Origin of the sequence: Bradyrhizobium sp. dw_411 (assembly GCF_018449695.1) — a bacterium.
Classification (GTDB): Bacteria; Pseudomonadota; Alphaproteobacteria; order Rhizobiales; family Xanthobacteraceae; genus Bradyrhizobium.
Window position 1 is genome coordinate 1 of sequence record NZ_JAAVUY010000017.1, and the last position, 25,182, is coordinate 25,182.

The 25,182-nt window shown below is 63.3% G+C and carries 23 protein-coding genes and 1 other RNA gene; 11 read left to right on the top strand and 13 right to left on the bottom strand.

Translation table 11 applies throughout. The features are described from left to right. Nucleotides 1-40: 40 nt before the first annotated feature. The 8 genes from garD to HB676_RS25610 all read right to left on the bottom strand — a co-directional run bounded on the left by garD (nt 41) and on the right by HB676_RS25610 (nt 7,899). Entirely contained in the window at nt 41-1,597 is a 1,557-nt protein-coding gene (gene garD / locus HB676_RS25575) for a galactarate dehydratase (protein ID WP_213741247.1), read from the bottom strand. Nucleotides 1,598-1,840: 243 nt separating this feature from the next. Then, a complete protein-coding gene (locus tag HB676_RS25580) occupies nt 1,841-3,454 on the bottom strand; it encodes an MBL fold metallo-hydrolase (protein ID WP_213741248.1) in 1,614 nt (537 codons plus the stop codon). A gap of 30 nt (nt 3,455-3,484) precedes the next feature. Beyond that, a complete protein-coding gene (locus HB676_RS25585) occupies nt 3,485-5,269 on the bottom strand; it encodes an adenylate/guanylate cyclase domain-containing protein (RefSeq protein WP_213741249.1) in 1,785 nt (594 codons plus the stop codon). Nucleotides 5,270-5,353: 84 nt separating this feature from the next. After that, nucleotides 5,354-6,178 carry a TIGR00282 family metallophosphoesterase gene (locus HB676_RS25590; protein ID WP_213741250.1) on the bottom strand — a complete coding sequence of 275 codons (825 nt, stop codon included), beginning with the start codon at nt 6,176-6,178 and terminating at the stop codon, nt 5,354-5,356. Between the two features lies 1 nt (nt 6,179). Next, on the bottom strand, nt 6,180-6,758 hold the full coding sequence (locus HB676_RS25595) for a 5-formyltetrahydrofolate cyclo-ligase (protein WP_213741251.1): 579 nt from the start codon (nt 6,756-6,758) through the stop codon (nt 6,180-6,182). A gap of 67 nt (nt 6,759-6,825) precedes the next feature. Next, a non-coding RNA gene (gene ssrS, locus HB676_RS25600) (6S RNA) lies at nt 6,826-6,986 on the bottom strand. Between the two features lie 212 nt (nt 6,987-7,198). Further along, a complete protein-coding gene (locus tag HB676_RS25605; RefSeq protein WP_213741252.1) occupies nt 7,199-7,582 on the bottom strand; it encodes a cell division protein ZapA in 384 nt (127 codons plus the stop codon). Then, the gene (locus HB676_RS25610; protein WP_213741253.1) at nt 7,579-7,899 is read right to left on the bottom strand and encodes a DUF4164 domain-containing protein; all 321 of its coding nucleotides are present in this window, start codon (nt 7,897-7,899) and stop codon (nt 7,579-7,581) included. The genes HB676_RS25605 and HB676_RS25610 overlap by 4 nt, the downstream gene beginning before the upstream one ends. Before the next feature lie 309 nt (nt 7,900-8,208). Here HB676_RS25610 and tkt point away from each other — a divergent pair, with 309 nt between their 5' ends. The 8 genes from tkt to HB676_RS25650 all read left to right on the top strand — a co-directional run bounded on the left by tkt (nt 8,209) and on the right by HB676_RS25650 (nt 17,707). Next, nucleotides 8,209-10,194: a transketolase gene (gene tkt / locus HB676_RS25615; RefSeq protein WP_213741254.1), complete on the top strand. Its 1,986-nt coding sequence runs from the start codon at nt 8,209-8,211 to the stop codon at nt 10,192-10,194. Between the two features lie 139 nt (nt 10,195-10,333). Continuing rightward, nucleotides 10,334-11,341, top strand: coding sequence for a type I glyceraldehyde-3-phosphate dehydrogenase (gap, locus tag HB676_RS25620; RefSeq protein WP_213741255.1), 1,008 nt, complete (start codon nt 10,334-10,336; stop codon nt 11,339-11,341). A 210-nt stretch (nt 11,342-11,551) separates the two neighbouring features. Next, nucleotides 11,552-12,745: a phosphoglycerate kinase gene (locus HB676_RS25625; RefSeq protein WP_213741256.1), complete on the top strand. Its 1,194-nt coding sequence runs from the start codon at nt 11,552-11,554 to the stop codon at nt 12,743-12,745. Nucleotides 12,746-12,787: 42 nt separating this feature from the next. Beyond that, on the top strand, nt 12,788-13,855 hold the full coding sequence (gene fba / locus HB676_RS25630) for a class II fructose-bisphosphate aldolase (RefSeq protein WP_213741257.1): 1,068 nt from the start codon (nt 12,788-12,790) through the stop codon (nt 13,853-13,855). Between the two features lie 134 nt (nt 13,856-13,989). Beyond that, the gene (locus HB676_RS25635) at nt 13,990-15,021 is read left to right on the top strand and encodes a class I fructose-bisphosphate aldolase (protein WP_213741258.1); all 1,032 of its coding nucleotides are present in this window, start codon (nt 13,990-13,992) and stop codon (nt 15,019-15,021) included. A gap of 2 nt (nt 15,022-15,023) precedes the next feature. After that, entirely contained in the window at nt 15,024-15,704 is a 681-nt protein-coding gene (locus HB676_RS25640; RefSeq protein WP_213741259.1) for a thiamine phosphate synthase, read from the top strand. 8 nt (nt 15,705-15,712) lie between these two features. Continuing rightward, the gene (locus tag HB676_RS25645) at nt 15,713-16,786 is read left to right on the top strand and encodes a tetratricopeptide repeat protein (protein ID WP_213741260.1); all 1,074 of its coding nucleotides are present in this window, start codon (nt 15,713-15,715) and stop codon (nt 16,784-16,786) included. Between the two features lie 126 nt (nt 16,787-16,912). Next, entirely contained in the window at nt 16,913-17,707 is a 795-nt protein-coding gene (locus tag HB676_RS25650) for an inositol monophosphatase family protein (protein WP_213741261.1), read from the top strand. A gap of 12 nt (nt 17,708-17,719) precedes the next feature. Here the strand turns inward: HB676_RS25650 and HB676_RS25655 are convergent, their stop codons facing one another. Genes HB676_RS25655 through HB676_RS25670 form a run of 4 tightly spaced genes read right to left on the bottom strand, consistent with a single transcriptional unit; the run spans nt 17,720 to nt 20,315 of the window. Continuing rightward, entirely contained in the window at nt 17,720-18,052 is a 333-nt protein-coding gene (locus tag HB676_RS25655; protein ID WP_213741262.1) for a transcriptional regulator, read from the bottom strand. 47 nt (nt 18,053-18,099) lie between these two features. Continuing rightward, the gene (locus HB676_RS25660; RefSeq protein WP_213741263.1) at nt 18,100-18,420 is read right to left on the bottom strand and encodes a type II toxin-antitoxin system RelE/ParE family toxin; all 321 of its coding nucleotides are present in this window, start codon (nt 18,418-18,420) and stop codon (nt 18,100-18,102) included. Nucleotides 18,421-18,474: 54 nt separating this feature from the next. Then, nucleotides 18,475-19,503: a cyclopropane-fatty-acyl-phospholipid synthase family protein gene (locus HB676_RS25665; RefSeq protein WP_213741264.1), complete on the bottom strand. Its 1,029-nt coding sequence runs from the start codon at nt 19,501-19,503 to the stop codon at nt 18,475-18,477. Next, complete coding sequence (locus HB676_RS25670; RefSeq protein ID WP_213741265.1) at nt 19,500-20,315, bottom strand: DUF1295 domain-containing protein; 816 nt, start codon at nt 20,313-20,315, stop codon at nt 19,500-19,502. Before HB676_RS25670 ends, HB676_RS25665 begins: the two co-directional genes overlap by 4 nt. A 181-nt stretch (nt 20,316-20,496) precedes the next feature. On the opposite strand from HB676_RS25670, the gene HB676_RS25675 reads away from it, so the two are divergent. From HB676_RS25675 to HB676_RS25685, 3 genes are all read left to right on the top strand, one after another. After that, nucleotides 20,497-21,495: a flagellar motor protein MotA gene (locus HB676_RS25675; RefSeq protein ID WP_213741266.1), complete on the top strand. Its 999-nt coding sequence runs from the start codon at nt 20,497-20,499 to the stop codon at nt 21,493-21,495. A gap of 16 nt (nt 21,496-21,511) precedes the next feature. After that, nucleotides 21,512-22,540 (top strand): peptidoglycan -binding protein, encoded by a 1,029-nt coding sequence (locus tag HB676_RS25680; protein ID WP_213741267.1) that lies wholly within the window; start codon nt 21,512-21,514, stop codon nt 22,538-22,540. Nucleotides 22,541-22,670: 130 nt separating this feature from the next. Next, nucleotides 22,671-23,120: a GNAT family N-acetyltransferase gene (locus HB676_RS25685; RefSeq protein ID WP_213741268.1), complete on the top strand. Its 450-nt coding sequence runs from the start codon at nt 22,671-22,673 to the stop codon at nt 23,118-23,120. Between the two features lie 111 nt (nt 23,121-23,231). Here HB676_RS25685 and HB676_RS25690 read toward each other — a convergent pair whose 3' ends face one another. Next, nucleotides 23,232-25,118 carry an ABC transporter ATP-binding protein/permease gene (locus HB676_RS25690; RefSeq protein ID WP_213741269.1) on the bottom strand — a complete coding sequence of 629 codons (1,887 nt, stop codon included), beginning with the start codon at nt 25,116-25,118 and terminating at the stop codon, nt 23,232-23,234. Nucleotides 25,119-25,182: the final 64 nt, after the last annotated feature.

Sequence of the window (25,182 nt, forward strand, 5' to 3'; positions counted from 1 at the left end):
GAAGCGATGCGTCTCGAAGGATGGATGCAACCATCGCTCCCTACGTCACCGGGCCGGGATTAAACAGCGCGAGCGCGTTGGAGATGCCCCAGGTCTCGGCCCAGGTCTTCCTGCGGCCACTGGCGACGTCGAGCACCAGGCGGAAGATGTCCCAGCCGACTTCTTCGATGGTCGCCTCGCCGGTCGCGATGGTGCCGGCGTCCATGTCGATCAGATCGTGCCAGCGCCGCTTCAGTTCGCTGCGGGTAGACACCTTGATGACCGGCGTCGAGGCCAGACCGTAGGGCGTGCCGCGGCCGGTGGTGAACACATGCAGCGTCATGCCCGAAGCCAACTGAAGCGTGCCGCAGATGAAGTCGCTGGCGGGGGTCGCTGCGAAGATCATTCCCTTCTCACGGACTCGCTCGCCTGGCGACAGCACGCCGGCAATGGGACTGGTGCCGGATTTGATGACCGAACCCATCGCCTTTTCGACGATGTTCGACAGCCCGCCCTTCTTGTTGCCCGGCGTGGTGTTGGCGCTGCGATCGGCTTCGCCGACCTGCAGATAGCTGTCGTACCATCCCATCTCGCGGATCAGCGCATCGGCAACGTCCTGGTTGACGGCGCGCGGCGTGAGCAGATGGATCGCATCGCGCACTTCGGTGACTTCCGAGAACATCACGGTGGCGCCGGCGCGCACCAGCAAGTCCGCGGCAAACCCAAGCGCCGGATTGGCGGTGACGCCGGAAAACGCATCGCTGCCGCCGCATTGCATGCCGACGACGAGGTCGGCGGCCGGACAGGTCTCGCGGCGGCGGTTGAGTATTTCCAGCCGCCTGTCGGCCATCTCGACGATGCTTGAGACAATTTCGCCGAACCCCGTGAGGCTTTCGTCCTGCATCCGCATGATGTCGGGATCGTCGCCATCGGCGCCCATGCCCTCGGGCAACAACAATTCGGGCTGCAGCTTCTCGCAGCCGAGGCCGACGATCATGACCTCGCCGCCGAAATTTGGATTGCGCGCGAGATTTTGCAGCGTGCGGATCGGCACCGCGGCGCCCGGCGCGTTGATCGCGACGCCACACCCGTAAGCGTGCGTGATCGCGATCACATCGTCGACGTTGGGATATTTCGGCAGCAGCTCATCACGAATACGCTTGATCGCGAATTCGACCGTGCCGGCGACACATTGCACACTGGTGCTGATCGCCAGAATATTACGGGTGCCGACCGAGCCGTCGGGATTGCGATAGCCCTCGAATGTGTAGCCTTCTAGCGGCGGCTGCGCGGAGGCCGCGCCGCCGGCCTTGGGCAGGCTGTCGAGCGAGGGCGCCTCAGGCATCCGCACCAGCGCCTCCTTGACCCAGCTTCCTCTGGCGATCGGCTTCAAGGCGTAACCGATCACCTCGCCATAGCGCCGGATCACGCCATCGGCGGCGATATCCGCTAACGCAACCTTATGGCCTTGCGGAATCTGCTCGATCAATTGCAGCCCGTCGGCGAACACCGCGCCCGGATGCAGCCCGCCCTGGTTGGCGACGATGGCCACATTGTCCTCGTCCCGCATCTTGATGTAGAGCGGCGCCTTGGCCGGGGGTTTTTCCTGCGTCTGCATGGACGGTCTCTTTCGTTGCTTCTTCCTTACCTCTCCCCTTGTGGGAGAGGTCGGATCACATCGTTAGATGTGATCCGGGTGAGGGGTCGCGGACTATCGATAGACCTGAACCCCTCACCCCAACCCTCTCCCACAAGGGGAGAGGGGGCGCACTGCCGTTGTTGTTACAAATCGATCTACTCCAAGGCATCCTATGCGCAATTGAGCGTCGCCGGGCAAAAATAGCATCCGACGCCCCCACCCTCACATCTTGTCCAGCGCATCCACCAGCGGCTTGATCGGGGCTGCGCCGGTGCCGTGGCCGCCGGCCCAGATTGTCGGCATCACGCCGAGCTTGCGCAAGCCCGCGACCAATTCCCTGTGCGAGGCCAGCGCGCCGGGAACGTCGCGCGTCGGCGACCAGAGATCGACGACCCAGCCGAAATCCACATCCGGGATCACCGCCACCAGCATGTTATGGGCGTGGGAATTGTCGATCGCATAGAGATCGATGATACGGACGCCGTCGCTCAGCGTGAACTTGTCCTTGACCTCGATCATTCCGACCTGGCGCGGCGTCTGCCACAGTTCATCATTGCGAATGCGGTTCGGCGCCTGCATTTGCGCGGCAAAGTATTTGCTGTTGCCTGCTGCGAAGACGAGATCGGCGCCTCTGGCCGCGAAGGCCCGCGCGCCGTTGACGTGGTCCATGTGGTGATGCGTCAGCACTAGGTACTTTATGGGCTTGTTGGGAAACCGGCGCGCAGCTTCCGTCAGCGTCAGCTTCGACATCTCATTGCCGATCGGCGCATCGAACGCCACCAGATGATCCTTCATCTCGACCACCAGCGTGTTGTGGCTGCCGCCGGTGATATGCCAGATGCCGGGCTTGATCTCGGTCCAGATATTGCCCGGCACCACAGCGGGATCGTAGGCGAGCTGATCCGAATCGATGAACGAACCCCAGTTCGCACGCCGCAGCATCCATTGATAATTGACCTCCTGCGGCGGCTTTTGCTGCGCGGCGGTCTCGGCCACGATCTTTGGAATACGAAACAGATCAGGACCGAGTACTGGATTGAGAACGATGTCCTCGATCGTGACGTGTTGGGTCTCGCGGCCATTCAGGGTGAACGACTGCTCGAACGCAAATTTGACGCCGCCGACCTCGCGCCAGTCCGACAGGATCATTTCGTAATGGCTATCGCCCCACACACCGTCGGCATCGACGGTGCGGATGCGGTCCGGCAAACCATCGGCGCCGAACAGCACGAACCACTCGGCGTCGTCAGCTTTGTAGGAAACAACCGCCAGCGTCTTGCCGCCGATGGTCTCGTCCGGCAATGACGCGAGACGCTCCGGATGCTCCTGCATCTCCAACAGCAGGCGTGGCGACAGCCGATGCAACTCGCGACGGTTCGCCACCACGCGCGAGGCGCTCATGGTATGCAGCGACGGATTGGTTTCCTTGGCCTGCCGCGAGAGAACGATGTTGTCTTCGCCGAGCACATAGCCGATGCCGTCGGCGAACACTTCCGAATAGATGAAGGTGCGCACCATCGGCGCGACGCGACGGCGGACCCAATCGATGCGGGCGCGGCTATGCGCGATGTCGTCCGACAGCGTGAAGCGCGACTCGCCGCCGAGTTTATTGCCCACGTCAGGATCGAGTGTCTCCTGCGGATCCCAATGCTTGTGCCTGCCCGTGATCGAGAGCGTCGCGACCCCGGACAGTTTTTGTGCACCACCAAGCCTGTCGATCGCGGTGGCAACCAGCGTAGCCGGCTCCGCAGCACCGGCGGGCGCGACATCCGCGAAGCCGGCGAGAAGGCCGGCAAGCAGCGCAACCAGTAGGGTGCGCGCAAAGCGCGATGTCATGATGGCCTCCCCCGATGTAACGTTTCTTTTTTATGCTTGGTCTGATGTCGCGAGCCGCAGACTGGACAGCAACATTTCGGAATGCGCGGGATTGCCGAACCGCGATCCGATCGTGAGCCAGGGCCCATCGGCGCGAATGCCGTTACGGCTTGCGAATTCCCGCGCCTCGTTCAGGCGCCCGGTCTGCGCGTAGCAGGCGGCGAGAAACCACATTGTGAGCGGATAGGTCGGCAGTTCGCGGAACGATTCATCGAGAATCGCGGCAGCCTTGTCGAAACGCCGCTGGAAGAAATGGCAGACGCCGATGCCCGTCAGATGAAATGCCCGCCGCGTCGAGCGCGGGTCGAGCCGCATCGATTTCTCGAAATGCTCGATCGCCAGATCGGATTCACCGGCAGCCGCGCGCACCCAGCCGCTCCACAGCCAGCCGTAAGCGTGGCTCGGGTTATGCGCCAGCGCTCTATCGACCAATCCCTTCAGCGCGTTGGCGTCGCTGCCGAGATTGAGCAAGGCGCCGACCGCCATCAACACCGTGACGGAATCGCCGGGGGCGGTATCGAGCGCGCGCCGCGCCAGCGTGGTGCCGCGCTCACTCTCGATCGCGGCGGAGTGGCCCCATCCGCTGGCGAAATTCTGCGAATGGCACAGTGCCAGCGAAGCAATCGCCAGTCCGTAATTCGGGTCGCGCTCGATCGCCTGCTGCAGCAGCGCGATGGCCTCCTGGTTGGGCTCGCGCGCCCAGGCACGAATCAAGGGTAGCGCGCGCAGATAGAGGCTGTAGGCGGTCATATCCGCGGTCGGGCGATTGGCCACGCGTTTGATTTCGGTATCCAGCAGCAGGGGATCGATGATGCCCGCGACACCCGAGGCAACATGGTCCTGCAGTTCGAATACCTGTTCGAGCGCGCCATCGAATCGCTCGGCCCACAGATGATAGCCGGTCGAACAGTCGACGAGTTGCCCCGTGATCCGCAGCCGCGCCCCCGCCTTTCGCACGCTGCCTTCCAGCACGTAGCGCACGCCAAGCTCGCGCCCGATCTGTTTGACCTCGACCGATCGTCCCTTGTAGGTGAACGCCGAATTGCGCGCGATCACGAACAGCGAGGTGAAGCGCGACAGCGCGATGATGATGTCATCCACCAGACCGTCGGCGAAATATTCCTGCTCGGGATCGGTGCTCATGTTCTGGAACGGCAGCACCGCGATCGAGGGCTTGTCGGGCAGTGCCAGCGCGTGCACGGCGGATGGCGCGGGCTCGCTTGCCGGTGACGCCGGCGCCGCACTGCCATCGAGCCGCATCCGCCACACCCGAATCGGCTCGGCGATGTTCTTGAGCGGCGGCCGCCCCAAATCGTCGCAGGATATATCGACCCTGCCCCGGATTTGGCGGTACGCGTCATCGGAGATGCAAACCCCGCCCGGCTCGGCGAGACCTTCAAGGCGCACCGCGGTGTTGACGCTCTCGCCGAAAATGTCGTCTTCATCGACGATGATATCGCCGACATGCAGGCCGATCCGGAACTCGATCCGCAGGTTCGGGGCGATTTCAGCGTTCAGCGCCGCGATGCCGCGCTGGAACTCGATCGCACCGCGCGCAGCATCGAGCGTGCTGGCGAACTCAAGCAGCATGCTGTCGCCGGTGGCCTTGACGACGCGTCCGCGGTGCGCGGCGATGGCGGGATCGATGAAGTCCTTGCGCAGCACCTTTAACTGGGCCCAGACGCCTTGCGCGTCCGCAGCCATGAGGCGGCCATAGTCGGGAATATCCGCCGCCACCACCGCTGCCAGCCGTCGTTCGAAGCGCTCGTCGGTCACGCTATTTCCCTAAATCCTGATGTGTTGCCCGGAATATCAGAGAATGTCGACGGACATACAACCGCCGAGTTGCAGCCCGTGGGCCTAGCCCACCCAAAACCCCGGCAGCGCCGGTTCCAGCCGCCCACCGATCCGCACCGGCGCGACCCGCAGCGCCAGTCCGGTCGCGTCATCGGTCTCGACCGCGACGCCGCTCAACGTCGCCGTGCCATAGGCCGGCTCGAACCGTCCTGACGGAATCCCTGACGTGAAGCGCCGCAGCGGTTCTTCCTTCTGCATGCCGATGACCGAATCGTAATCGCCGGTCATGCCGGCATCGGTCATGTAGGCAGTTCCGCCAGACAGAATTTGATGGTCGGCGGTCGGCACATGGGTGTGGGTGCCGACCACGAGGCTGGCGCGGCCGTCGCAGAAAAAACCGATGCCCTGTTTCTCGCTCGACGCCTCGGCGTGGAAATCGACCACAATGGCGTCGGCCGCCGTGCCCAGCGGACAGGCTTCGAGTTCGCGGTTGAGAATCTTGAAGGGATCGTCGAACGGCGTCATGAAGACGCGGCCGATCGCGTTGACCACCAGCGCGCGCTGGCCGCTCTTGGTATCGACCAACGCGGCGCCACGGCCGGGCGTGCCGCGCGGAAAATTCGCCGGACGAACCAGCCGCGGCGCGCGTTCGATGAACACCAGCGCCTCGCGCTGGTCCCAGGCGTGATTGCCGAGCGTGACCGCATCGGCGCCCGCGTCGATGAATTCCTGGTAGATCGTCTCGGTGATGCCGAAGCCGCCGGCGGCGTTCTCGCCATTGACCACGACAAGATCGAGCGCCCAGTCGCGGATCATGCCGGGCAGATGTTCCGCGATTGCGGTACGGCCGGCCTTTCCGACCACGTCACCGACGAAAAGAATGCGCAAGTCATGAACTCCGGAAATCGAACCCTTCGGTTTCCGTTAGCACATAATCCAGCGCCACGTCGTGGGACAGTGCCGGCACGGCCTCGATTTCCTGTGCCGCGAAGGCGAGGCCAATGGCCGTGACCGGCTTTACCTTGCGCAAATGTGCCAAAGTGAAGTCGTAATGCCCGGCGCCGTAGCCGATGCGGTGGCCCAATCGATCGAACGCCGCCAGCGGCACCAGCATGATATCGGGGATCAGCTCGGTCGCCGCCGGCGACGGCTCGAGAATGCCGAGCGGCCCCAGCATCAGCCGGTCGCTGGGCGACCAGGCCCGAAACGCCAGCGACTTGCCGCGCGCCATCACCGCCGGCAGCGCCAGTTGCGCACCCCGCTCCGCGAGCTTTCGCATCAACGGCACAGGATCGATCTCGCTGCGGATCGGCGAATAGCCGGACACAATCGTGCCGGGCGTGATTTCAAGCGGTAGTTTTCGTGCCGCAATGGCCTCCGCGGCGCTCGCGCGCTGTTCCGGGCTCAACGCCTCGCGCGCCGCCAACGCGGCGGTGCGGAGTTCGGATTTCGATTGGCCTGCCGGCATGATGCTTTCGCGGGTGATGGCGGGCGTCTACGGGGCGGCAACTCGGCGGCAAACAAACAAAGAAAAGTGCGAAGCCGCGATGGCCGTTGGAGCGCTCGATCCCGGAGTTCCCTACGAAAGTAGGTGGGCACCATGTGACCAAGTCCACGGACCTGGCCAGGGACAGTTCCCTGAAGGATCGATAAGGCCCCGGGGATATATGGCTCCTGACGCGCGACACAGCTTCGCAGGGCCAATGTAACCACGCTCGCCCCAAACCGCCAGCGGTAAGGGGGGATTTGGGTGGACAATGATTCAGCCCAGTCGCCTGGGGGAGTCCGAGACCTCTCCACGTCATTGCGAGCGAAGCGAAGCAATCCATCGCGCGGCGCAAAGAAAGAATGGATTGCTTCGTCGCTACGCTCCTCGCAATGACGGGAAAGCCCGTCACGAGGCGTGCTCTACCCGATCGCGACGCCGCCGCCGATGGTGCGGTTAAGGATCTGCGTGGTCTTTTCGATCCGCTCGGCGGCCGAGTTCAGCGCGTTAGCCACCGCGACCTGGGTGGCGCGGGCGCGGTCGGCGGCGACCACGCGAACGTTGCGCAATGCGTCGAGTTCTTCTTCGAGCATGCGGATGCGGCTGTTGGCGTCGAACAATTCATCGCACGCGGTCAGCGCCGCCATCACGGTCAGACGCGCATCGCCGATCTCGCCGAACTTGCCGCGCAGGCTTTCGACCCGCGATTCCAGACTCTCGGCGAGCCGCAGCAGCCGCGTCTCCTGTCCTTCCTCGCAGGCCATCCGGTATTGCCGGCCGTTGATGGTGACATTGATATGGCTCATGAGGTTTCTCCCGCATCGAGCACCGAACGAATGGTGCCGATCGCCGCGTCGAGCCGCTCGGCGATCTCGCGATTGGCGCGCTCGAGCTTGCGCGATTTCACCAGCGAGCCATCGAGTTCGTCGGCGAGCCGCGACCGGTCGGCGCCGAGCGCCTGGATTCGCGTCGCCAATTCATTCTCGTCGCGGTCGGCCTCGCGCCGCCGCTCGACCGCGCTTTCCAGCGCATCGAGCGCCGACATCAGCCGCCGCGTCGCGGCATCGATGTCGACGGAGGTTGGCTCGGGATAGCCCGAACCGTTGGCGGGACGATCGCTCATGGCAGACGCAGGCACCCTCAACCAGGCCGCACGCACGGCAAAATCCGCGGTTCGGCAAGCGCTTAGGCGGCGAAATTTACGTGGCAAGCGAGGCCAGCGCAACGCCGCTGGCGAACTATGCACCGCAAAGCAACTTTTCAGCCCCGCCACGCGTTGCCCTGCCTTGGACTCCGGGAATACAGATGCTATCCAGCCCTGCCTTTCTGCTCCCCTGGGCAAGACTACACGGCCTGGCCAGCAGGCTTGCCTGGGCCCTTCACACGACCGGCGGGTCGTCTTCAAACACCTCATTTCAGACGGATTTTCATCATGGCGAATGTCGATCACAACCGTATGGCCAACGCAATTCGCGGGCTGTCGATGGATGCCGTCGAGAAGGCCAAATCGGGCCATCCCGGGCTGCCGATGGGCGCCGCCGACATGGCGACCGTATTGTTTACGCAATTCCTGAAATTCGATGCGGCCGATCCGAAATGGCCGGACCGCGACCGTTTTATTCTTTCGGCCGGCCACGGCTCGATGCTGCTCTATGCGGTGCTTTACCTCACCGGCAATGTCGACATGACGCTCGACCAGCTCAAGCATTTCCGCCAGTTGGGTTCGCTGACCCCCGGACATCCTGAGAATTTCCACACCAAGGGCATCGAGACCACCACAGGCCCGCTCGGCCAGGGCATCGCGACGGCGGTCGGCTTCGCGGTGGCCGAGAAGATGCTCGCGGCTGAATTCGGCAAGAAGGCCGTCGACCACCATACCTACGTGCTCTGCTCCGATGGCGACCTGATGGAAGGCGTCTCGCAGGAAGCCATCGCGCTGGCCGGGCACTGGAAGCTCAACAAGATGATCGTGCTGTATGACGACAACGGCATTTCGATCGACGGCCCAACCTCGATCTCCGACTCGGTCGATCAGGTGAAGCGCTTCAAGTCCGCCGGCTGGGCGGCCGAGCGGATCGACGGTCATGATCAAAATGCGATTGCGGCTGCAATCACCCGCGCGCAAAAATCCAACAAGCCCACGCTGATCGCCTGCAAGACCACGATCGGCTTCGGTGCGCCGACCAAGGCCGGCACCAACAAGGCACATGGCGAAGCGCTCGGCGCCGAGGAACTCAAGGGCGCCAAGGAAAAGCTCGGCATTTCGCTGGAGCCGTTCTCGGTCCCCGATGATGTTCTGAAAGCCTGGCGCGAAGCCGGCAGCCGCGGCGTCCCCGCGCGCAAGGAATGGGAAGCGCGGATGGCGACCTTGTCCAACCGCAAGCGCGCCGAATTCGACCGCCGCCTGCGACATGAGCGGCCGGCCTCGCTGGCGAAGGCGATCAAGGCGCACAAGAAGATGCTGCTGGAGACGCCGCAGAACATCGCGACCCGCAAATCGTCGGAGTCCCTGATCGACGCCATCGCTCTGGCGATGCCGATGGAATTCCTCGCGGGCTCGGCCGATCTCACCGGCTCCAACAACAACAAGGCGAAATCGGCGACAGGCTTTTCGGCCAAGACGCCCAAGGGCCGCTTCGTGCATTACGGCATCCGCGAGCACGGCATGGCGGCTGCGATGAACGGCATCTTCCTGCATGGCGGTTTCGCGCCCAATGGCGCGACCTTCCTGACATTCACCGACTATGCCCGTCCGGCGATGCGGCTCGCCGCACTGATGGGCACCGGCGTGGTCTATGTGATGACCCACGACTCAATCGGCCTCGGCGAAGACGGGCCGACGCATCAGCCGGTCGAACATCTCGCAGCGCTGCGCGCCATTCCCAACATGCGGGTGTTCCGCCCCTGCGACGCGGTCGAAGTCACCGAATGCTGGGAGCTCGCGCTCAACCGTATCGACGGGCCGACGGTGCTGGCGCTGAGCCGCCAGAACCTGCCGCAATTGCGCACGTCGACACCTCAGGACAATCCCTGCAGCCATGGCGGCTACGAACTGGTCGCCGCTCAAGGTGAAGCCAAGGTGTCGCTGTTCGCATCAGGATCGGAAGTCGAAATCGCGGTCGCCGCTCAGAAGCAGCTCGCCGAGCGCGGCATTGCGACGCGGGTGGTTTCCGTGCCCGCGCTCGAACTGTTGCTGGCGCAGCCCGCCGACAAGCAGAAGGCGATCATCGGCAATGCCCCGGTCAAGATCGCGATCGAGGCCGCGGTGCGATGGGGCTGGGATGCCGTAATCGGCCATGACGGAGAATTCATCGGCATGCACGGCTTCGGCGCCAGCGCCCCGGCCAAGGACCTGTACAAGCACTTCGGCATTACGGCCGAGGCTGCAGTTAACGCAGCCCTGAAACGTCTTGGCTAACGGTTGAGATTGCCCGGAAAAGGGACTAGGTAGAGGTTACATTTTCCGTTCTCGTCCGGCCGAACCGGGCGATCCGCAGTCAGAATCTCCGTGGGAAGCACTTCCTGCGGGGACGGCAACAGCTTTTAGGGAGAAGGATATGGCAGTCCGGGTCGCGATTAACGGGTTTGGCCGCATCGGCCGCAACGTGTTGCGGGCGATTTACGAGGCCAAGCGCACCGACATCGAAGTCGTCGCCATTAACGATCTCGGCCCGGTCGAGACCAATGCCCATCTGCTGCGCTACGATTCAGTGCACGGCCGCTTCCCCGGCACCGTCACCGTCGATGGCGACACGATCAGCCTCGGCAACGGCAAGATCAAGGTCACTTCCGTCCGCGATCCCAACACCCTGCCCTGGAAAGACCTCGGCATCGACATCGCGCTGGAATGCACCGGCATCTTCAGCGCCAAGGCCAAGGCATCAGCGCATCTCACCGCAGGCGCCAAGCGCGTGCTGGTTTCGGCGCCCTCGGATGGCGCCGATGCAACCATCGTGTTCGGCGTCAACCATGACAAGCTCAGCAAAGATCATCTCGTGGTCTCCAACGGTTCGTGCACGACCAACTGCCTCGCGCCGGTCGTGAAGGTGCTCAACGATACCGTCGGCATCGAGACCGGCTTCATGACCACGATCCACGCTTACACCGGCGACCAGCCGACGCTGGACACCCTGCACAGCGACCTCTACCGCGGCCGCGCCGCGGCGATGTCGATGATCCCGACCTCGACCGGCGCCGCCAAGGCGATCGGGCTGGTGCTGCCGGAACTGCTGGGCAAGCTCGACGGCGTCTCGATCCGGGTGCCGTGCCCGAACGTCTCGGTGATCGATCTCAAGATCGTGGCGTCGCGCAAGACCACCAAGGAAGAAATCAACGAGGCGATGAAGCGCGCCAGCGAGCAGCAGCTCAAGGGCGTGCTCGGCTACACCGACGCGCCCAACGTCTCGATCGACTTCAACCATGATCCGCATTCGTCCACCTTCCACATGGACCAGACCAAGGTGCAGAATGGCACGCTGGTGCGGGTGATGTCCTGGTACGACAATGAATGGGGCTTTTCGAACCGCATGGCGGACACCGCCGTGGCGATGGGGAAGCTGCTGTAACTGTCTGAACCAACATGCGAGAGTGAAATGACGCCATCGCCTTGGATCGCTATTCCAGCCGGAATTTTGCTACTCGCATTTCTCCTGTTCGCGTTTCGGCAAGGCATGAAGGTCACAAGCCGTCAAGAAGGGGATCCACCGGAGAGAACCGGTGGCGTGTGAAGGGGCGCGCGCAAGAGACTCTGGATCAATCGAACTTGTGATGGTGACATGAAGAAATTCCGCACCCTCGATGACGTCGATGTCAAAGGCAAACGGGTGTTGCTGCGCGTCGACCTCAACGTGCCCATGGACAACGGCCAGGTCAGCGACGCGACGCGGCTCGAACGCGTCGCCCCGACCATCACCGAGATTTCCGGCAAGGGCGGCAAGGTCATCCTGCTTGCGCATTTCGGCCGCCCCAAGGGGCGTGACGCCAAGGACTCGCTCAAACCCGTCGCGGCCGCGCTGGCGCAAGTGATCAGGAAGCCCGTGGCATTTGCAGAAGAATGCACCGGCGAGGTCGCGGCCAAGGCCGTGGCCGCGATGAAGGATGGCGACATCCTTTGTTTGGAAAATACCCGCTTCCATAAAGAGGAAGAAAAGAACGACCCGGCCTTCGCCGCTGAACTGGCCAAACTCGGCGACATCTGGGTCAATGACGCGTTTTCGGCGGCGCACCGTGCCCATGCCTCGACCGAGGGCCTCGGTCACATCTTGCCGGCCTATGCCGGACGCACCATGCAGGCCGAACTCGACGCGCTGGGCAAGGCGCTGGAAGCCCCGACCAAGCCTGTCATCGCGATCATCGGCGGCGCCAAAGTCTCGACCAAGATCGATCTTCTGGAAAATCTCGTCAGCAAGGTCGATGCGCTGGTGATCGGCGGCGGCATGGCCAATACGTTCCTGCATGCGCAAGGCGTCGGCATCGGCAAGTCGCTGGCGGAAAAGGACCTCGCGGCCACGGCGCTGCGGATCATCGACAAGGCCGAAGCCGCCAATTGCGCGATCATCCTGCCGGTCGATGCCGTGGTGGCGTTTCAGTTCGCCGCCAATGCTCCCTCCCATGCCTACGGCCTCGACGCGATCCCGGCCGACGGCATGATCCTCGATGTCGGGCCGCAGTCCGTGGCGCGGATTCATGCCGCGATCGACGATGCCGCAACGCTGGTCTGGAATGGCCCGCTCGGCGCGTTCGAGATGACGCCGTTCGACCGCGGTACCATGGTGGCGGCAAGACATGCCGCCGAACGGACCAAGGCCAAGAAGCTGATTTCGGTGGCCGGTGGCGGCGACACGGTGGCGGCGCTTAATCAGGCGGGCGTGGCCGGCGATTTCAGCTATGTTTCGACGGCGGGCGGCGCGTTTCTCGAATGGATGGAAGGGAAACCATTGCCCGGGGTCGAGGTTTTAAGGATACGCTAGACTTTACCGGGAAATGCAGCCCCAACGCGGAGAACAGGACAGATGGTTCGGATCACGTTGCGTCAATTGCTCGACCACGCGGCGGAGCACGATTACGGCGTGCCGGCCTTCAACATCAACAATATGGAGCAGGCGCTGGCCATCATGGAGGCCGCCTCCACGCTCGACGCGCCCGTGATCATCCAGGCCTCGCGCGGCGCACGGTCCTACGCCAACGACATCATGCTCAAGCACATGATGGACGCGGTCACTGAAATCTATCCGCAAATCCCGGTCTGCGTGCATCTCGATCACGGCAACGGCCCCGACACCTGCATGACCGCGATCCAGGCCGGCTTCACTTCGGTGATGATGGACGGCTCGCTGAAAGCCGACGGCAAGACCGCGGCCGATTGGGACTACAATGTCGGCGTCACCAAGACCGTGACCGACATGGCCCATCTCGGCGGCATTTCGGTCGAGGGCGAACTCGGTGTGCTAGGTTCGCTCGAGACCGGCATGGGCGACAAGGAAGACGGCCACGGCGCCGAGGGCAAGCTGTCGCATGATCAGTTGCTGACTAATCCCGACGAAGCCGTGAAGTTCGTCAAGGAGACCAAGGTCGACGCGCTGGCGATCGCGATGGGCACCTCACACGGCGCCTACAAATTTACCCGCAAGCCGGACGGCGACATTCTCGCCATGAACGTGATCGAGGAAATTCACCGCAAGCTGCCCAACACGCATCTGGTGATGCATGGGTCGTCCTCGGTGCCGCAGGACCTGCAGGACATCATCAACGCCAATGGCGGCAAGATGAAGCCGACCTGGGGCGTGCCGGTTTCCGAAATTCAGCGCGGCATCAAGAACGGCGTGCGCAAGATCAACATCGACACCGACAACCGGATGGCGATGACCGGCCAGATCCGGAAGATTCTCAAGGAAGATCCCAGCGAATTCGATCCACGCAAATATCTCAAGCCAGCGATGGAAGCGATGACCAGACTGTGCAAGCAGCGGCTGCAGGAATTCAACACCGCCGGCCAGGCCAGCAAGTTCAAGAAGGTGCTGACCACCGCCGAGATGGCCAAGCGCTATGTCAAGGGCGAGCTTGATCCGAAAGTCGCATAAACCGGCCTCTTTCAGGCCCAGACTTTCTCCAGAGTTTCTTGGGAATTGCCCGAGAACGGTCTATTTTGGCCTGCAGGAATCTGCGTGAATCCTGCGGGAACTTTGCTGAAATACTGGCTCTGGAGAAGGCACCGATGAATCTCGCCGATCTCAACAAGGTCGCTCTGGCCATGGTCGCGCCGGGCAAGGGCCTGCTCGCCGCCGACGAATCCTCCGGCACCATCAAGAAGCGGTTTGACGCCATCAACGTCGTCTCGACCGAAGAATCCCGCCGCGACTATCGCGAAATGCTGTTCCGTTCCGATGAGGCGATGAAGCAATGCATCTCCGGCGTCATCCTGTATGACGAAACCATCTGGCAGAATGCCGCAGACGGCACGCCTTTGATCAAGCTGATCGAGCAATCCGGCGCGATCCCCGGCATCAAGGTCGATGAGGGCACGCAGGCATTGGCGAACAGCCCCGGCGAATTGGTCACCACCGGCCTCGACAAGCTCGCCGGCCGGTTGGAAAAATATTACGCGCAGGGCGCACGCTTCGCCAAATGGCGCGCGGTGATCGATATCAGCGGCGCGGATATCCCCTCGCGGACCGCGATCCATGTCAATGCTCACGCGCTGGCGCGTTATGCGGCGCTATGCCAAGCCGCGCAGATCGTGCCGATCGTGGAGCCGGAAGTGCTGATGGACGGCGATCACGACATCGACCGTTGTTATGCCGTGACCCAGCGTGTGCTCAACAAGACGTTCCATGAATTGCGCATCCAGCGCGTCGCGCTGGAGGGCATGATCCTGAAACCCAACATGGTCATCGCGGGCAAGAAGAGCCCGAAGCAGGCTTCCATTGGCGAGGTCGCCGAGAAAACCATCCGGCTGCTGAAAACCTGCGTCCCCGCCGTGGTTCCCGGCATCGCCTTCCTGTCCGGCGGACAGTCCGATGAAGACGCGACCGCGCATCTCGACGCGATGAACAAGATCGGCGGCCTGCCATGGCCCCTCACCTTCTCCTATGGCCGCGCGCTGCAGGCGGCGCCGCAAAAGGCGTGGTCGGGCAAGGTCGAGAACGTCGCCGCGAGCCAGCGGGCCTTCACCCATCGCGCACGGATGAATTCGCTCGCGAGCAAGGGTGAATGGAAGGCCGATCTGGAAACCAGGAAAGCATCATAGACTTGGCCACGAAACCCGCCCCGCCGCGCCCGGTGCCGCGTCTCTATCTCGCGACACCCGAGATCGACGATCCCCAATCCTTGCTCGCCAGCCTCCCAAGCCTGCTCGCGCAGGCCGATGTCGCAGCCGTGTTGCTGCGGCTGAAGCCGACCGACCAGCGCACCATGATTTCGCGCATCAAGGCATTGGCCCCACCGATTCAGGACAAGGGCGCCGCGCTGCTGATCGAGGGACATGTCGAACTGGTCGCGCGCGGTGGCGCCGATGGCGCTCATCTGACCGGCATCGCCGCGATGGAAGAAGCACTGCCGACGCTGAAACCCGATCGCATCGCCGGAGTCGGCGGCCTCGCGACGCGGCATGATTCGATGGCCGCAGGCGAAGCGGGTGCGGATTACGTGCTGTTCGGCGAGCCCGACGCGCACCAGCAGCGGCCTTCGACCGACGCGATCGCCGAGCGCCTGCAATGGTGGGCCGAATTGTTCGAGCCGCCCTGCGTCGGATTCGCCGTGTCGCTGGAAGAAGCCCGCGAATTCGCCGCAGCCGGCGCGGATTTCGTTCTGGTCGGCGATTTCATCTGGAATGATGCGCGCGGCGCTGGTGTAGCGCTGAAGGAGGCCGAGCAGGCCATTCAACGGGCCCATGCCGCAACGGCCGAACAAGCCACCGCCGGGCAGCGATGACACCGGCCATGAAAATCCTGCGTCCGATCGCGATCCTGGCCAGCCTGCTGATGCTGACGGCAAACGCGATAGCGCAACTGTCGCTGACGCCTCCTGCGCAAAATCCGCCCGAGGCAAACAAGCCGGCGGCGAAGCCGAAACCAAAGCCCGCCGCCGCGCCCAAAAAGCCCGCGGTGTCTGCGAAACCCGCGACACCACCGCCGACCGCCACGGTCATTCCTGCCCCCGCGCAGGTGACCGACGATCCCAATGTCGACCTGGTGTTCGGCGCCTATCAGCGCGGCCTCTACAAGACCGCCTACGAGCTTGCGACCAAACGCGTCGAGCAAACCGGCGATCCCAAGGCGATGACCATGCTGGGCGAACTCTCCGCCAATGCGCTCGGCGTCAAGCGCGACTATGCGAAGGCGGCCGAATGGTACAAGCGCGCTGCGGACGCTGGCGACCGCGAAGGCATGTTCGCGCTGGCCATGATGCGGCTCGGCGGCCGGGGCGGCCCTGTCAACCGCGAGGAAGCGGTGAAATTGATGGCGTCCTCGGCCAAGCTCGGCAACCCCAAGGCGGCGTATAATCTCGCGCTGCTTTATCTTGACGGCCAGACGCTGCCACAGGACCTGCGGCGCTCGGCCGAATTGCTGCGCATCGCCGCCGACGCAGGGAACCCGGAAGCGCAATACGCGCTCGCGACCTTCTACAAGGAAGGCACCGGCGTGGCGAAAGACGTCGAAAAGTCGGTCCGGCTGCTGCAGGCGGCCTCGCTCGCCGACAATGTCGACGCCGAGGTCGAATACGCCATCGCGCTCTACAATGGCACCGGCACGCCGAAGAACGAGGCCGCCGCGGTGGCCTTGCTCCGCAAGGCCGCCCGGCAGGGCAGCGCGATCGCCCAGAACCGCCTGGCGCGGGTGCTGGTCAGCGGATCGGGCGCGCCGATGGACAAGGTCGAGGGCTTCAAATGGCACCTTGTCGCCAAAACCTCCGGCAAGGGCGACCCCGAGCTCGACGACGCCATGTCCAGAATAAGCCCCGAGGATCGCGCCAAGGCGGAAGCGGGCGCGCGCCTGTGGCTCGGCCGCAAATGATCCGCCTTGACGCCACCGCAACCGCAGGGCACCCAGTCCAAGGTCAGCTTCCGGGTTAAGGGGTCGAACCTCAAGACATCCGCAACCCTCAGCCCACCCTCGAAACCTCAATCACAAGCCGAGATCATGCTGCATTCAGCCCTTATCAACGTCATGCTCAAAGCCGCGCGCCGCGCCGGCCGCAGCCTCAAGCGCGACCTCGGCGAGATCGAGCATCTTCAGGTGTCGCTGAAGGGACCCGCCAATTTCGTCACCATGGCGGATCGGCGCGCTGAAGAGATGCTCTACGAGGACCTGACCAAGGCGCGGCCGGGCTACGGCTTCATCGGCGAGGAAGGCGGCACCCGCGAGGGCGCCGACAAGAGCCACACCTGGATCGTCGACCCGCTCGACGGCACCACCAATTTCCTGCACGGCATCCCGCAATTCGCGATCTCGATCGGATTGCAGCGCGAGGGCGTCATCATCGCGGGCCTGATCTACAATCCGGCCAATGACGAGCTTTACATGGCCGAGCGCGGCAAGGGTGCTTTCCTGAACGATCAGCGGCTGCGCGTCGCCGGCCGGCGCCAACTCGACGAATGCGTGGTGGCCTGCGGGCTGCCGCATATCGGCCGCGGCGACCATGAATTGTCGCGCCGGGAAATGGCCGCGATCCAGAACAAGGTCGCCGGCCTGCGTAGATTCGGCGCCGCCTCGCTCGACATGGCCTTTGTCGCAGCCGGCCGCCTCGACGGCTATTGGGAACGCAATCTGCAGCCCTGGGACATGGCGGCGGGACAGATCATGGTCCGCGAAGCCGGCGGCACCGTCAGCGGCTTCGAGGGCAACGATGACCCGCTCAAGACCGGCGACGTGATCTGCGGCAATGAATTCGTCCACGGCGAACTGGTGAAGATTTTAAAGCCGCTGGGGAAGTGACGGCGCTGCTTCCTACGCCGCCCGCTTCCTGCTCTCGCTGGCGACAGCAAGCCGGACTCCTGACACGCGCTGCAGCTTTCCGATCACCGCAAACAGATTATTCGCACGCGGATTCCCTTTGGGACCAAACATCCGCATCAAGCTCTTGGAGGGCGTACCCGTCGCCTTTGCCAGCTTCTCAAAGCCCACCGTCGCATTGATATAATCACGAAGAACCGCCTTACCGACGTCAACCTCGCCGGCGATGAGCCGCTCCACCGCCTCGGTCAAAAGCGCTTCTCGAAACGCGACATCGCGCTCCGCGCGGGCCTTTACGGTCTCCTTGAAGTCTAGGGTTAATGCCATCGGTTCTGTCCTCGTTTACCGGACGCGTTTCCTCAGGGAAATGCGTCTCAACCTTTTTTGCGCTTCTTGTAGTCGGCCCATCGCTTCTGCGCGGTTGCTATATCCCGCTGCTGGCGGCTCTTCGTTCCGCCCGCCAGCAAAATCACCAGTTGGTCGCCGTCCTTGCCGAAATAGATCCGGTATCCTGGCCCGAAATCGATCCGGAATTCCTGGACCCCTGTCCCGACGCCCTTCACGTTGGAAAGATTACCGAGTTCAACGCGTGTCAGCGCAACCGTAACCTTCGCGGCGGCTTGAGCATTGAGGCTCTCAAACCAGTCGCGGTACGGACTCTCTCCATCCGGATTGAGATATTCGAGAATTTGCACCAGAAAATGGTAACATATATGTTACTATCTGCGCAAGCGGGATATGCGTTGGCGTTAACTCACCCCCTTCATCCTGTAATGACTAACACCCCATTCGCTGCCGTCGGCGTAACCGAACAGGCCAGCCGTCGCGAGGAAGAACCAGCGCCAGCGGCGCATCCATACGCTGGTATCGCTGCCATAGACCGGACGCAGGATGCCTTCGATCTCCTCGCGATGCGCATCGAAATTGGCCAGCCAATTGAGCGCGGTGCGCTGATAATGGGTGCCGCTCCAGCGCCATTCTTTCTCGACCTCGAACAGATCAGCATATTGCCGGATCAGATGATGGCTCGGCATCACCCCGCCGGTGAAGAAATGCTGCGCGATCCAGTCCTCGCCGTCGGCGGGATCGAACAGATAGGCGCCGGTGCGATGGGTGAAGATATGCATGAAGAAGCGGCCGTCCGGCGCCAGCCATGATCTCACCCGCGCCATCAATTCACGCCAGTTCATCATGTGCTCGAACATTTCGACCGACACGATGCGGTCGAACTGACGCTCCGGGCTGAACACGTTCATGTCAGCCGTAATGACGCGAAGGTTTTTCAAGCCGCGCGAGGCGGCCTGACGCTCGATATGTTCGCGCTGCGAATGCGAATTCGATACCGCGGTGATGTCGGCGTTACGAAACTGCCGCGCCATCCACAGCGACAGCGAACCCCAGCCGCAGCCAAGTTCGAGGATCGACTGCCCGTCGGCCAGGTCAGCATGCGACACGGTCTGGCGCAGCGCCTCCTCCTCGGCCTCCTGCAAGCTCGATGCGGCTTCCTTGTAGAAACACGACGAATATTTGCGGTTCGGCCCAAGCGTCAGCGCAAAGAACGCGGCCGGCACCTCGTAATGCTGGGCATTGGCCTCGTCGGTATATTCGGCGATGGCGCGGGCGGCCATCTCGCCGGCAAACGCCGCATCGCTTTCGGCGTTGCCGCGCGCCAGCCGGGTCGCGGTGCGCGAGCACAGCCGCTGGATCGCCGCACGAATAACGAGATCGGGCAGCGGCACCCGCTCGGCAGTGCCGATCACGGAGGAAACAAGGCTCATGTCACCACTCCCTTTGGCGCTTGCGGCGGCAATGGAAAGAACATGCTGGTGCGCGATTGATAGTCGCGGTAGCGCTCGCCCCGTGAGCGCAGCATCTGCTCTTCCAGCGGCGGGATGCCGGTGACATGCACCAGGATCCAATACATGAAGGCCGGCGCCAGCAGGGTCGCCCAGCCCCAACCGTAGTCCGGTGAAAGCGCGATCACCGGATAGGCCAGCCAGCCGAACCATTCGAAGAAATAATTGGGATGGCGCGACCAGCGCCACAGGCCGATATCGCAGACCCGGCCCTTGTTGGCCGGATCACGACGAAAGCGCTTGAGCTGCGCGTCGGCCAGCGCTTCGCCGGCAATGCCGGCAAACAGGATCAACACGCCGAGAATGTCCTGCGGGCGCAGCACATCAGAGGGAAACCGTGCCGCGACAAAAATCGAAAACACCAGCGGGACCGAGCCGAAGCCTTGATTCTGCAGAAACACGAACATCTTGCGCGGGGAATCGACGCCCCATTCCTTGGCAAAAGCCGCATAGCGCGGATCGTCGGTAATCCCTGATGTCCGCACCGCGATGTGCAGGCCGAGCCGGAGCGACCAGATCGCCACCAAAGCCGCCACCAGCCATTGCCGCGTGTTCGGCGCTGCGCCCGCGATGGGCCACAGCGCGCCGGCGGCGCCAACCAGCCCGACCGAGAAGGTCCAGATGGTATCGACCCAGCCGGAATTACCGGTGCGCTGCTGCACTACCCACGCGCCCGCCATCAGCACCGACAGCGACAACGCGATCGCGGCAAGCGCCCAAAGGTACAAAACCATCCGAAATTCCCGTTAACCGGCTGAGACGTCAAAGATTTACAAAAATACGCACAGGTCTAAGCTTGGTTTCAGGTGGAAGTTCCCCTTTCTCATCCCGTCATGCCGTAACCGGCCTTTTTTCTCAGGCGCGCTGTGCCATATTGGTGGCCGATGTGCCCTCCTCGCAACGGATGACCCGGCAATGCCTTCTGGCCCCTCTTCCCGCTCCGCGATGGAGATCGAACTCAGCAAATTGTCCTCGCCGCGGATTTTCCTGGTGCGGATGTTGGTGTTCCTGGTGCTGTGCGCACTGCTGATGGTGGTGCTCTACAAGCAGATCATCACCGCGTTCTTCGCCAATCCCGGGCTTAATGCGCTGATCGGGCTGGTGCTGCTGATCGGGACCATCCTGGCCTTCCGCCAGGTGATCCGGCTCTATCCGGAAGTCGCCTGGGTCAACAATTTCCGCATCGCCGATCCCGGTCTGGCGGTCGCGCGGCATCCGACGCTGCTGGCGCCGATGGCCGCGATCCTCGGCGGCGAGCGCACCGGGCGGATGACGATCTCGCAGCAGACCATGCGGCATTTGCTGGATTCCATCGCGACCCGGCTCGACGAGGCCCGCGATATTTCCCGCTACATGACCGGCCTGTTGGTGTTTCTCGGCCTGCTCGGCACCTTCTGGGGTCTGATCGAAACCGTGGGTTCGGTCGGCAAGGTGATCGACGGCCTGAAAGTCGGCGGCGACGCCGGCGCCTTGTTCGATACCCTCAAGGAAGGCCTCGCCGCACCGCTCGGCGGCATGGGCATTTCGTTCTCGTCGTCGCTGTTCGGCCTCGCCGGATCGTTGATCCTCGGCTTTCTCGATTTGCAGTCGAGCCAGGCGCAGAACCGGTTCTATACAGACTTGGAAGACTGGCTCGCCACCACGGTGCGCGAATATTCCGGCGAGACCGCCGCCGGCGCCAGCGGCGATCTGCAGAACGCGATCGAACGGTTGCGCGCGGTGATGGAAGAAGGCGGCAACAACCGCGGCACGACTGCGGCGATGGCCAATCTCGCCGAAGCCATTCAGGGGCTGGTCGCGCATATGCGCACCGAGCAGCAGATGATCCGCGAATGGGCCGATGGCCAGGGCGAGCAAAACCGCGAGATCAAGAAACTGCTCGAGCGCATCGCGCGCCAGCCTGAGAAGAACTAATTAGCGGAGAATCCTGATGGCCCTTGCCCGTGCACGCCGCAACGAGAGCGGATTCAATTACTGGCCGGGCTTTGTCGACGCGCTGTCGACGCTGGTGCTTTCGATCGTGTTTCTGCTCTCGGTGTTCCTAGTGGTGCAGTTCTTCCTGTCCCAGGAAGTCACCGGCAAGGACAAGGCGCTGGAGCAGCTCAACGCTAAAATTGCCGAACTGAACGACCTGCTGTCGCTGGAAAAACTCGGCCAACTGAACCTCACTGACCAGTTGTCGCAGGTGCGGGCTGGCCTGGTTTCCGCGGAAGCCGAGCGCGACCGCATCAAGGGGCTTTATGACGGCCTCGCCGGCGCCGGCAGCGACGCCGCCGGCCGCGCCACTGAGCTGAACAAGGCGCTGGATTCCGAGAAACAGGTCTCGTCGCGCGCGCTGGCGCAGATCGAGATATTGAATCAGCAGATCAGCGCGCTGCGCCGCCAGCTCGCCGCGCTTGAAGAAGCGCTCGACGCCTCCGAAAAGCGCGACAAGGAATCGCAGGGACGAATTGCCGATCTCGGCCAGCGGCTGAACGTCGCGCTGGCGCAGCGGGTGCAGGAATTGTCGCGCTACCGTTCGGAATTCTTTGGGCGGCTGCGCGCGATCCTCGGCAACCGGCCGGACATCCGGATCGTCGGCGACCGCTTCGTATTCCAGTCGGAAGTATTCTTCGACACCGGACAGGCGCTGTTGTTGCCCGAAGGCCGCGCCGAACTCGACAAGCTGGCGACCGCGCTGATCGACCTCGACAAGCAGATCCCGTCCGAGATCGCCTGGGTGCTGCGGGTCGACGGCCATACCGACGTGCGGCCGATCAATAGTCCGCAGTTCAAGTCGAACTGGGATCTGTCGTCGGCGCGCGCGATCTCGGTGGTGCAATACCTGGTATCGCTCGGCGTGCCGGCGCAACGGCTGGTCGCTGCCGGCTTCGCGGAATTCCAGCCGCTCGACACCGCGGCAACCGAAGATGCCTACAAGCGCAACCGCCGCATCGAGCTGAAGCTGACGGAACGCTGAGTGTGATTAATCGCAAAAAGCGCAACTTTATCGTCGTCATTGCCGGGCTTGACCCGGCAATCCATCATAAAGAGATTTTGCGAAGTAGATGGATGCCCGGATCAAGTCCGGGCATGACGACCGTATTAGGATGAGCGCTCCCTTCCACCTTCGCCCCTATCGCACCGAAGACGAAGATGCCGCGATCACGCTGTGGCAAAAGACTTGGCAGCAGGCCTATCCCGCGATCGATTTCGCCGCGCGCGTGACATGGTGGCGCGAGCGCTGGCGCGGCGAGCTGGTGCCGAAGGCCCATATCGTAGTGGCCGAGCAAAACAACATGCTGATCGGGTTCGTGACCATCGACACCTCAGGCTATCTCGATCAATTGGTGGTCGCGCCCGATCACTGGGGCTCGGAACTCGCCACCGCGCTGGTCGACGAGGCCAAGCGTCTGTCGCCCGATCAGATCACGCTATTGGTCAACACAGATAACGGACGCGCTATCCGCTTCTATGAGCGCAACGGCTTCGTAGAGGCCGGTGGCGATGTCAATCCGACGTCGGGCAGGCCGGTGCTGCGGATGGAGTGGAAGGGGTGAGGTTTTCGAGGTTGTCATTGCCGGGCTTGACCCGGCAATCCATCTCCTACGGAATGCATTTTATGAAGATTGATGGATACGCGGGTCAAGCCCGCGTATGACGAGCGGGGCTCACACCCCCTCGAACTGCAACCTCGCTAGCCGTGCATACAGCCCACCGGCGGCGACTAGCGAGGCGTGGGTGCCTTGTTCGACGATGCGGCCCTGATCCATCACCATGATCCGGTCGCAGGACAGTACCGTGGCCAGCCGGTGCGCGATCACCAAGGTGGTGCGGTGGCGCATCAATTCTTCCAGCGCGGTCTGCACCAGCGTTTCGGATTCGGCATCGAGCGAGGACGTGGCCTCGTCGAGCAGCAACAGCGGCGCGTCGCGCAGGATCGCGCGTGCAATCGCGATGCGCTGGCGCTGGCCGCCCGACAGCGTGACACCGCGCTCGCCAAGCGGAGTCTCGAATCCCTGAGGCAGGCGGCGAATAAATTCGCTGGCATGCGCCAGATCGGCGGCGCGCTCGACTTCGGCATCGCTCGCCTCGGGCCGGCCGAAGCGGATGTTCTCGCGCGCGGTCGCGGCGAACGCGACGGATTCCTGCGGCACCAGGGCGATCCGCGAGCGCACATCATGCGGATCGGCCGATTTGATCGGCACGCCGTCGAACGAGATCACACCACTTGCCGGATCATAGAATCGCAGCAGCAGATGAAACAGCGTGCTCTTGCCGGCACCCGACGGGCCGACGATCGCGACCTTCTCGCCGGCGCGCACCGACAATGAAACGCCGTCGACCGCCATGGCCTCCGGCCGCATCGGGTAGGCGAAGCTGACATTCTCGAAACTGACATCGCCCCGCGCCGGCACCGGCATCGCGCGCGGCGAGGCCGGAGCCGTGATCTCGGATTTGACGCGCAGAATTTCGAACAGCCGCTCCGAGGCGCCTGACGCGGCCGAGACCTCGCCCCAGACTTCGCTGAGCTGGCCGAGCGAGGCCGCGGCAAACGCCGCATACAATATGAACTGGCCGAGCCGCCCCGGGGTAATGGTGCCGGTCAGCACATCATGCGATCCGATCCACAGGATCAGCACCACACTGGTAAAGACGATGAAGATGATGATCGCAGTCAGCACCGAACGCGCGCCGGTCGAACCGACGGCGGCGTCATAGGCCTGCTCGACTTCGCCGCCGAAACGCTTGTTAGCCATTTGCTCGCCGGTATAGGCCTGCACGGTGCGGATCGCGCCGACCAGTTCGGACACATAGGCGGTCGCTTCCGCCAGCGTGTCCTGCGCGTTGCGCGACAACCGCCGCACCCAGCGTCCGAATGCCACCAGCGGCAGCACGATCACCGGAATCGCCAGCAGCACGAAGCCTGACAATCTGGGACTCGTGATCACCATCATCGCGGTGGCGCCGACGAACATCAGCAAGTTGCGCAGCGCGATCGACACGGAAGCGCCGACCGCGGATTTGATCTGGGTGGTGTCGGCCGTCAGCCGCGAGATCAGTTCGCCGCTGCGCGCGGAATCGAAGAAGGCCGGCGACAGCGAGATCAGATGCGCGAACACGTCGCGCCGCAGGTCGGCGACGATGCGCTCGCCGATCGTCATCACCAGATAATACCGCGATGCGCTGGCGCAGGCGAGCACCACGACCACCGCGATCATGACACTGAAATAGCTGTTGATCTTGGCTATGCTCTCGGGCGTGAAGCCGAAATCGATCATGCGGCGCGCCGCGACCGGCACCAGCAGCGTCGTGAGCGCGGCAACCGTCAGCGAGATCAAGGCGAGAATAGCGCGGCCGCGATACCGCGCGACATACGGCGCCAGCTCCAATAGCGGACGCAGCCGTGCGCTGCGTTTGGCCGGGGACGGCGCCAGCGCGGCTTCGACCGCCGCCTCCGCCTCGACCGCTGTTTCAATCACGGAGGACTCGCTGGCCCCATCGCGCCGTGGCGTGGTGTCGTCACGCCGATCTTCAAGCCGTTCTACTGCGCTCATGAGGTCCCAAACCAATCGCTTTGCCACCACCAGATAGGCCCCGCCGCTACCGCTGGCAAATCCG

Coding starts and splice junctions, on each gene's coding strand:
- garD (WP_213741247.1), bottom strand. CDS start 1,597: ATGCAGACGCAGGAAAAACCCCCGGCCAAGGCGCCGCTCTACATCAAG.
- HB676_RS25580 (WP_213741248.1), bottom strand. CDS start 3,454: ATGACATCGCGCTTTGCGCGCACCCTACTGGTTGCGCTGCTTGCCGGC.
- HB676_RS25595 (WP_213741251.1), bottom strand. CDS start 6,758: ATGCCGGCAGGCCAATCGAAATCCGAACTCCGCACCGCCGCGTTGGCG.
- HB676_RS25605 (WP_213741252.1), bottom strand. CDS start 7,582: ATGAGCCATATCAATGTCACCATCAACGGCCGGCAATACCGGATGGCC.
- HB676_RS25610 (WP_213741253.1), bottom strand. CDS start 7,899: ATGAGCGATCGTCCCGCCAACGGTTCGGGCTATCCCGAGCCAACCTCC.
- tkt (WP_213741254.1), top strand. CDS start 8,209: ATGGCGAATGTCGATCACAACCGTATGGCCAACGCAATTCGCGGGCTG.
- gap (WP_213741255.1), top strand. CDS start 10,334: ATGGCAGTCCGGGTCGCGATTAACGGGTTTGGCCGCATCGGCCGCAAC.
- HB676_RS25625 (WP_213741256.1), top strand. CDS start 11,552: ATGAAGAAATTCCGCACCCTCGATGACGTCGATGTCAAAGGCAAACGG.
- fba (WP_213741257.1), top strand. CDS start 12,788: ATGGTTCGGATCACGTTGCGTCAATTGCTCGACCACGCGGCGGAGCAC.
- HB676_RS25635 (WP_213741258.1), top strand. CDS start 13,990: ATGAATCTCGCCGATCTCAACAAGGTCGCTCTGGCCATGGTCGCGCCG.
- HB676_RS25645 (WP_213741260.1), top strand. CDS start 15,713: ATGAAAATCCTGCGTCCGATCGCGATCCTGGCCAGCCTGCTGATGCTG.
- HB676_RS25650 (WP_213741261.1), top strand. CDS start 16,913: ATGCTGCATTCAGCCCTTATCAACGTCATGCTCAAAGCCGCGCGCCGC.
- HB676_RS25655 (WP_213741262.1), bottom strand. CDS start 18,052: ATGGCATTAACCCTAGACTTCAAGGAGACCGTAAAGGCCCGCGCGGAG.
- HB676_RS25665 (WP_213741264.1), bottom strand. CDS start 19,503: ATGAGCCTTGTTTCCTCCGTGATCGGCACTGCCGAGCGGGTGCCGCTG.
- HB676_RS25670 (WP_213741265.1), bottom strand. CDS start 20,315: ATGGTTTTGTACCTTTGGGCGCTTGCCGCGATCGCGTTGTCGCTGTCG.
- HB676_RS25675 (WP_213741266.1), top strand. CDS start 20,497: ATGCCTTCTGGCCCCTCTTCCCGCTCCGCGATGGAGATCGAACTCAGC.
- HB676_RS25680 (WP_213741267.1), top strand. CDS start 21,512: ATGGCCCTTGCCCGTGCACGCCGCAACGAGAGCGGATTCAATTACTGG.
- HB676_RS25685 (WP_213741268.1), top strand. CDS start 22,671: ATGAGCGCTCCCTTCCACCTTCGCCCCTATCGCACCGAAGACGAAGAT.
- HB676_RS25690 (WP_213741269.1), bottom strand. CDS start 25,118: ATGAGCGCAGTAGAACGGCTTGAAGATCGGCGTGACGACACCACGCCA.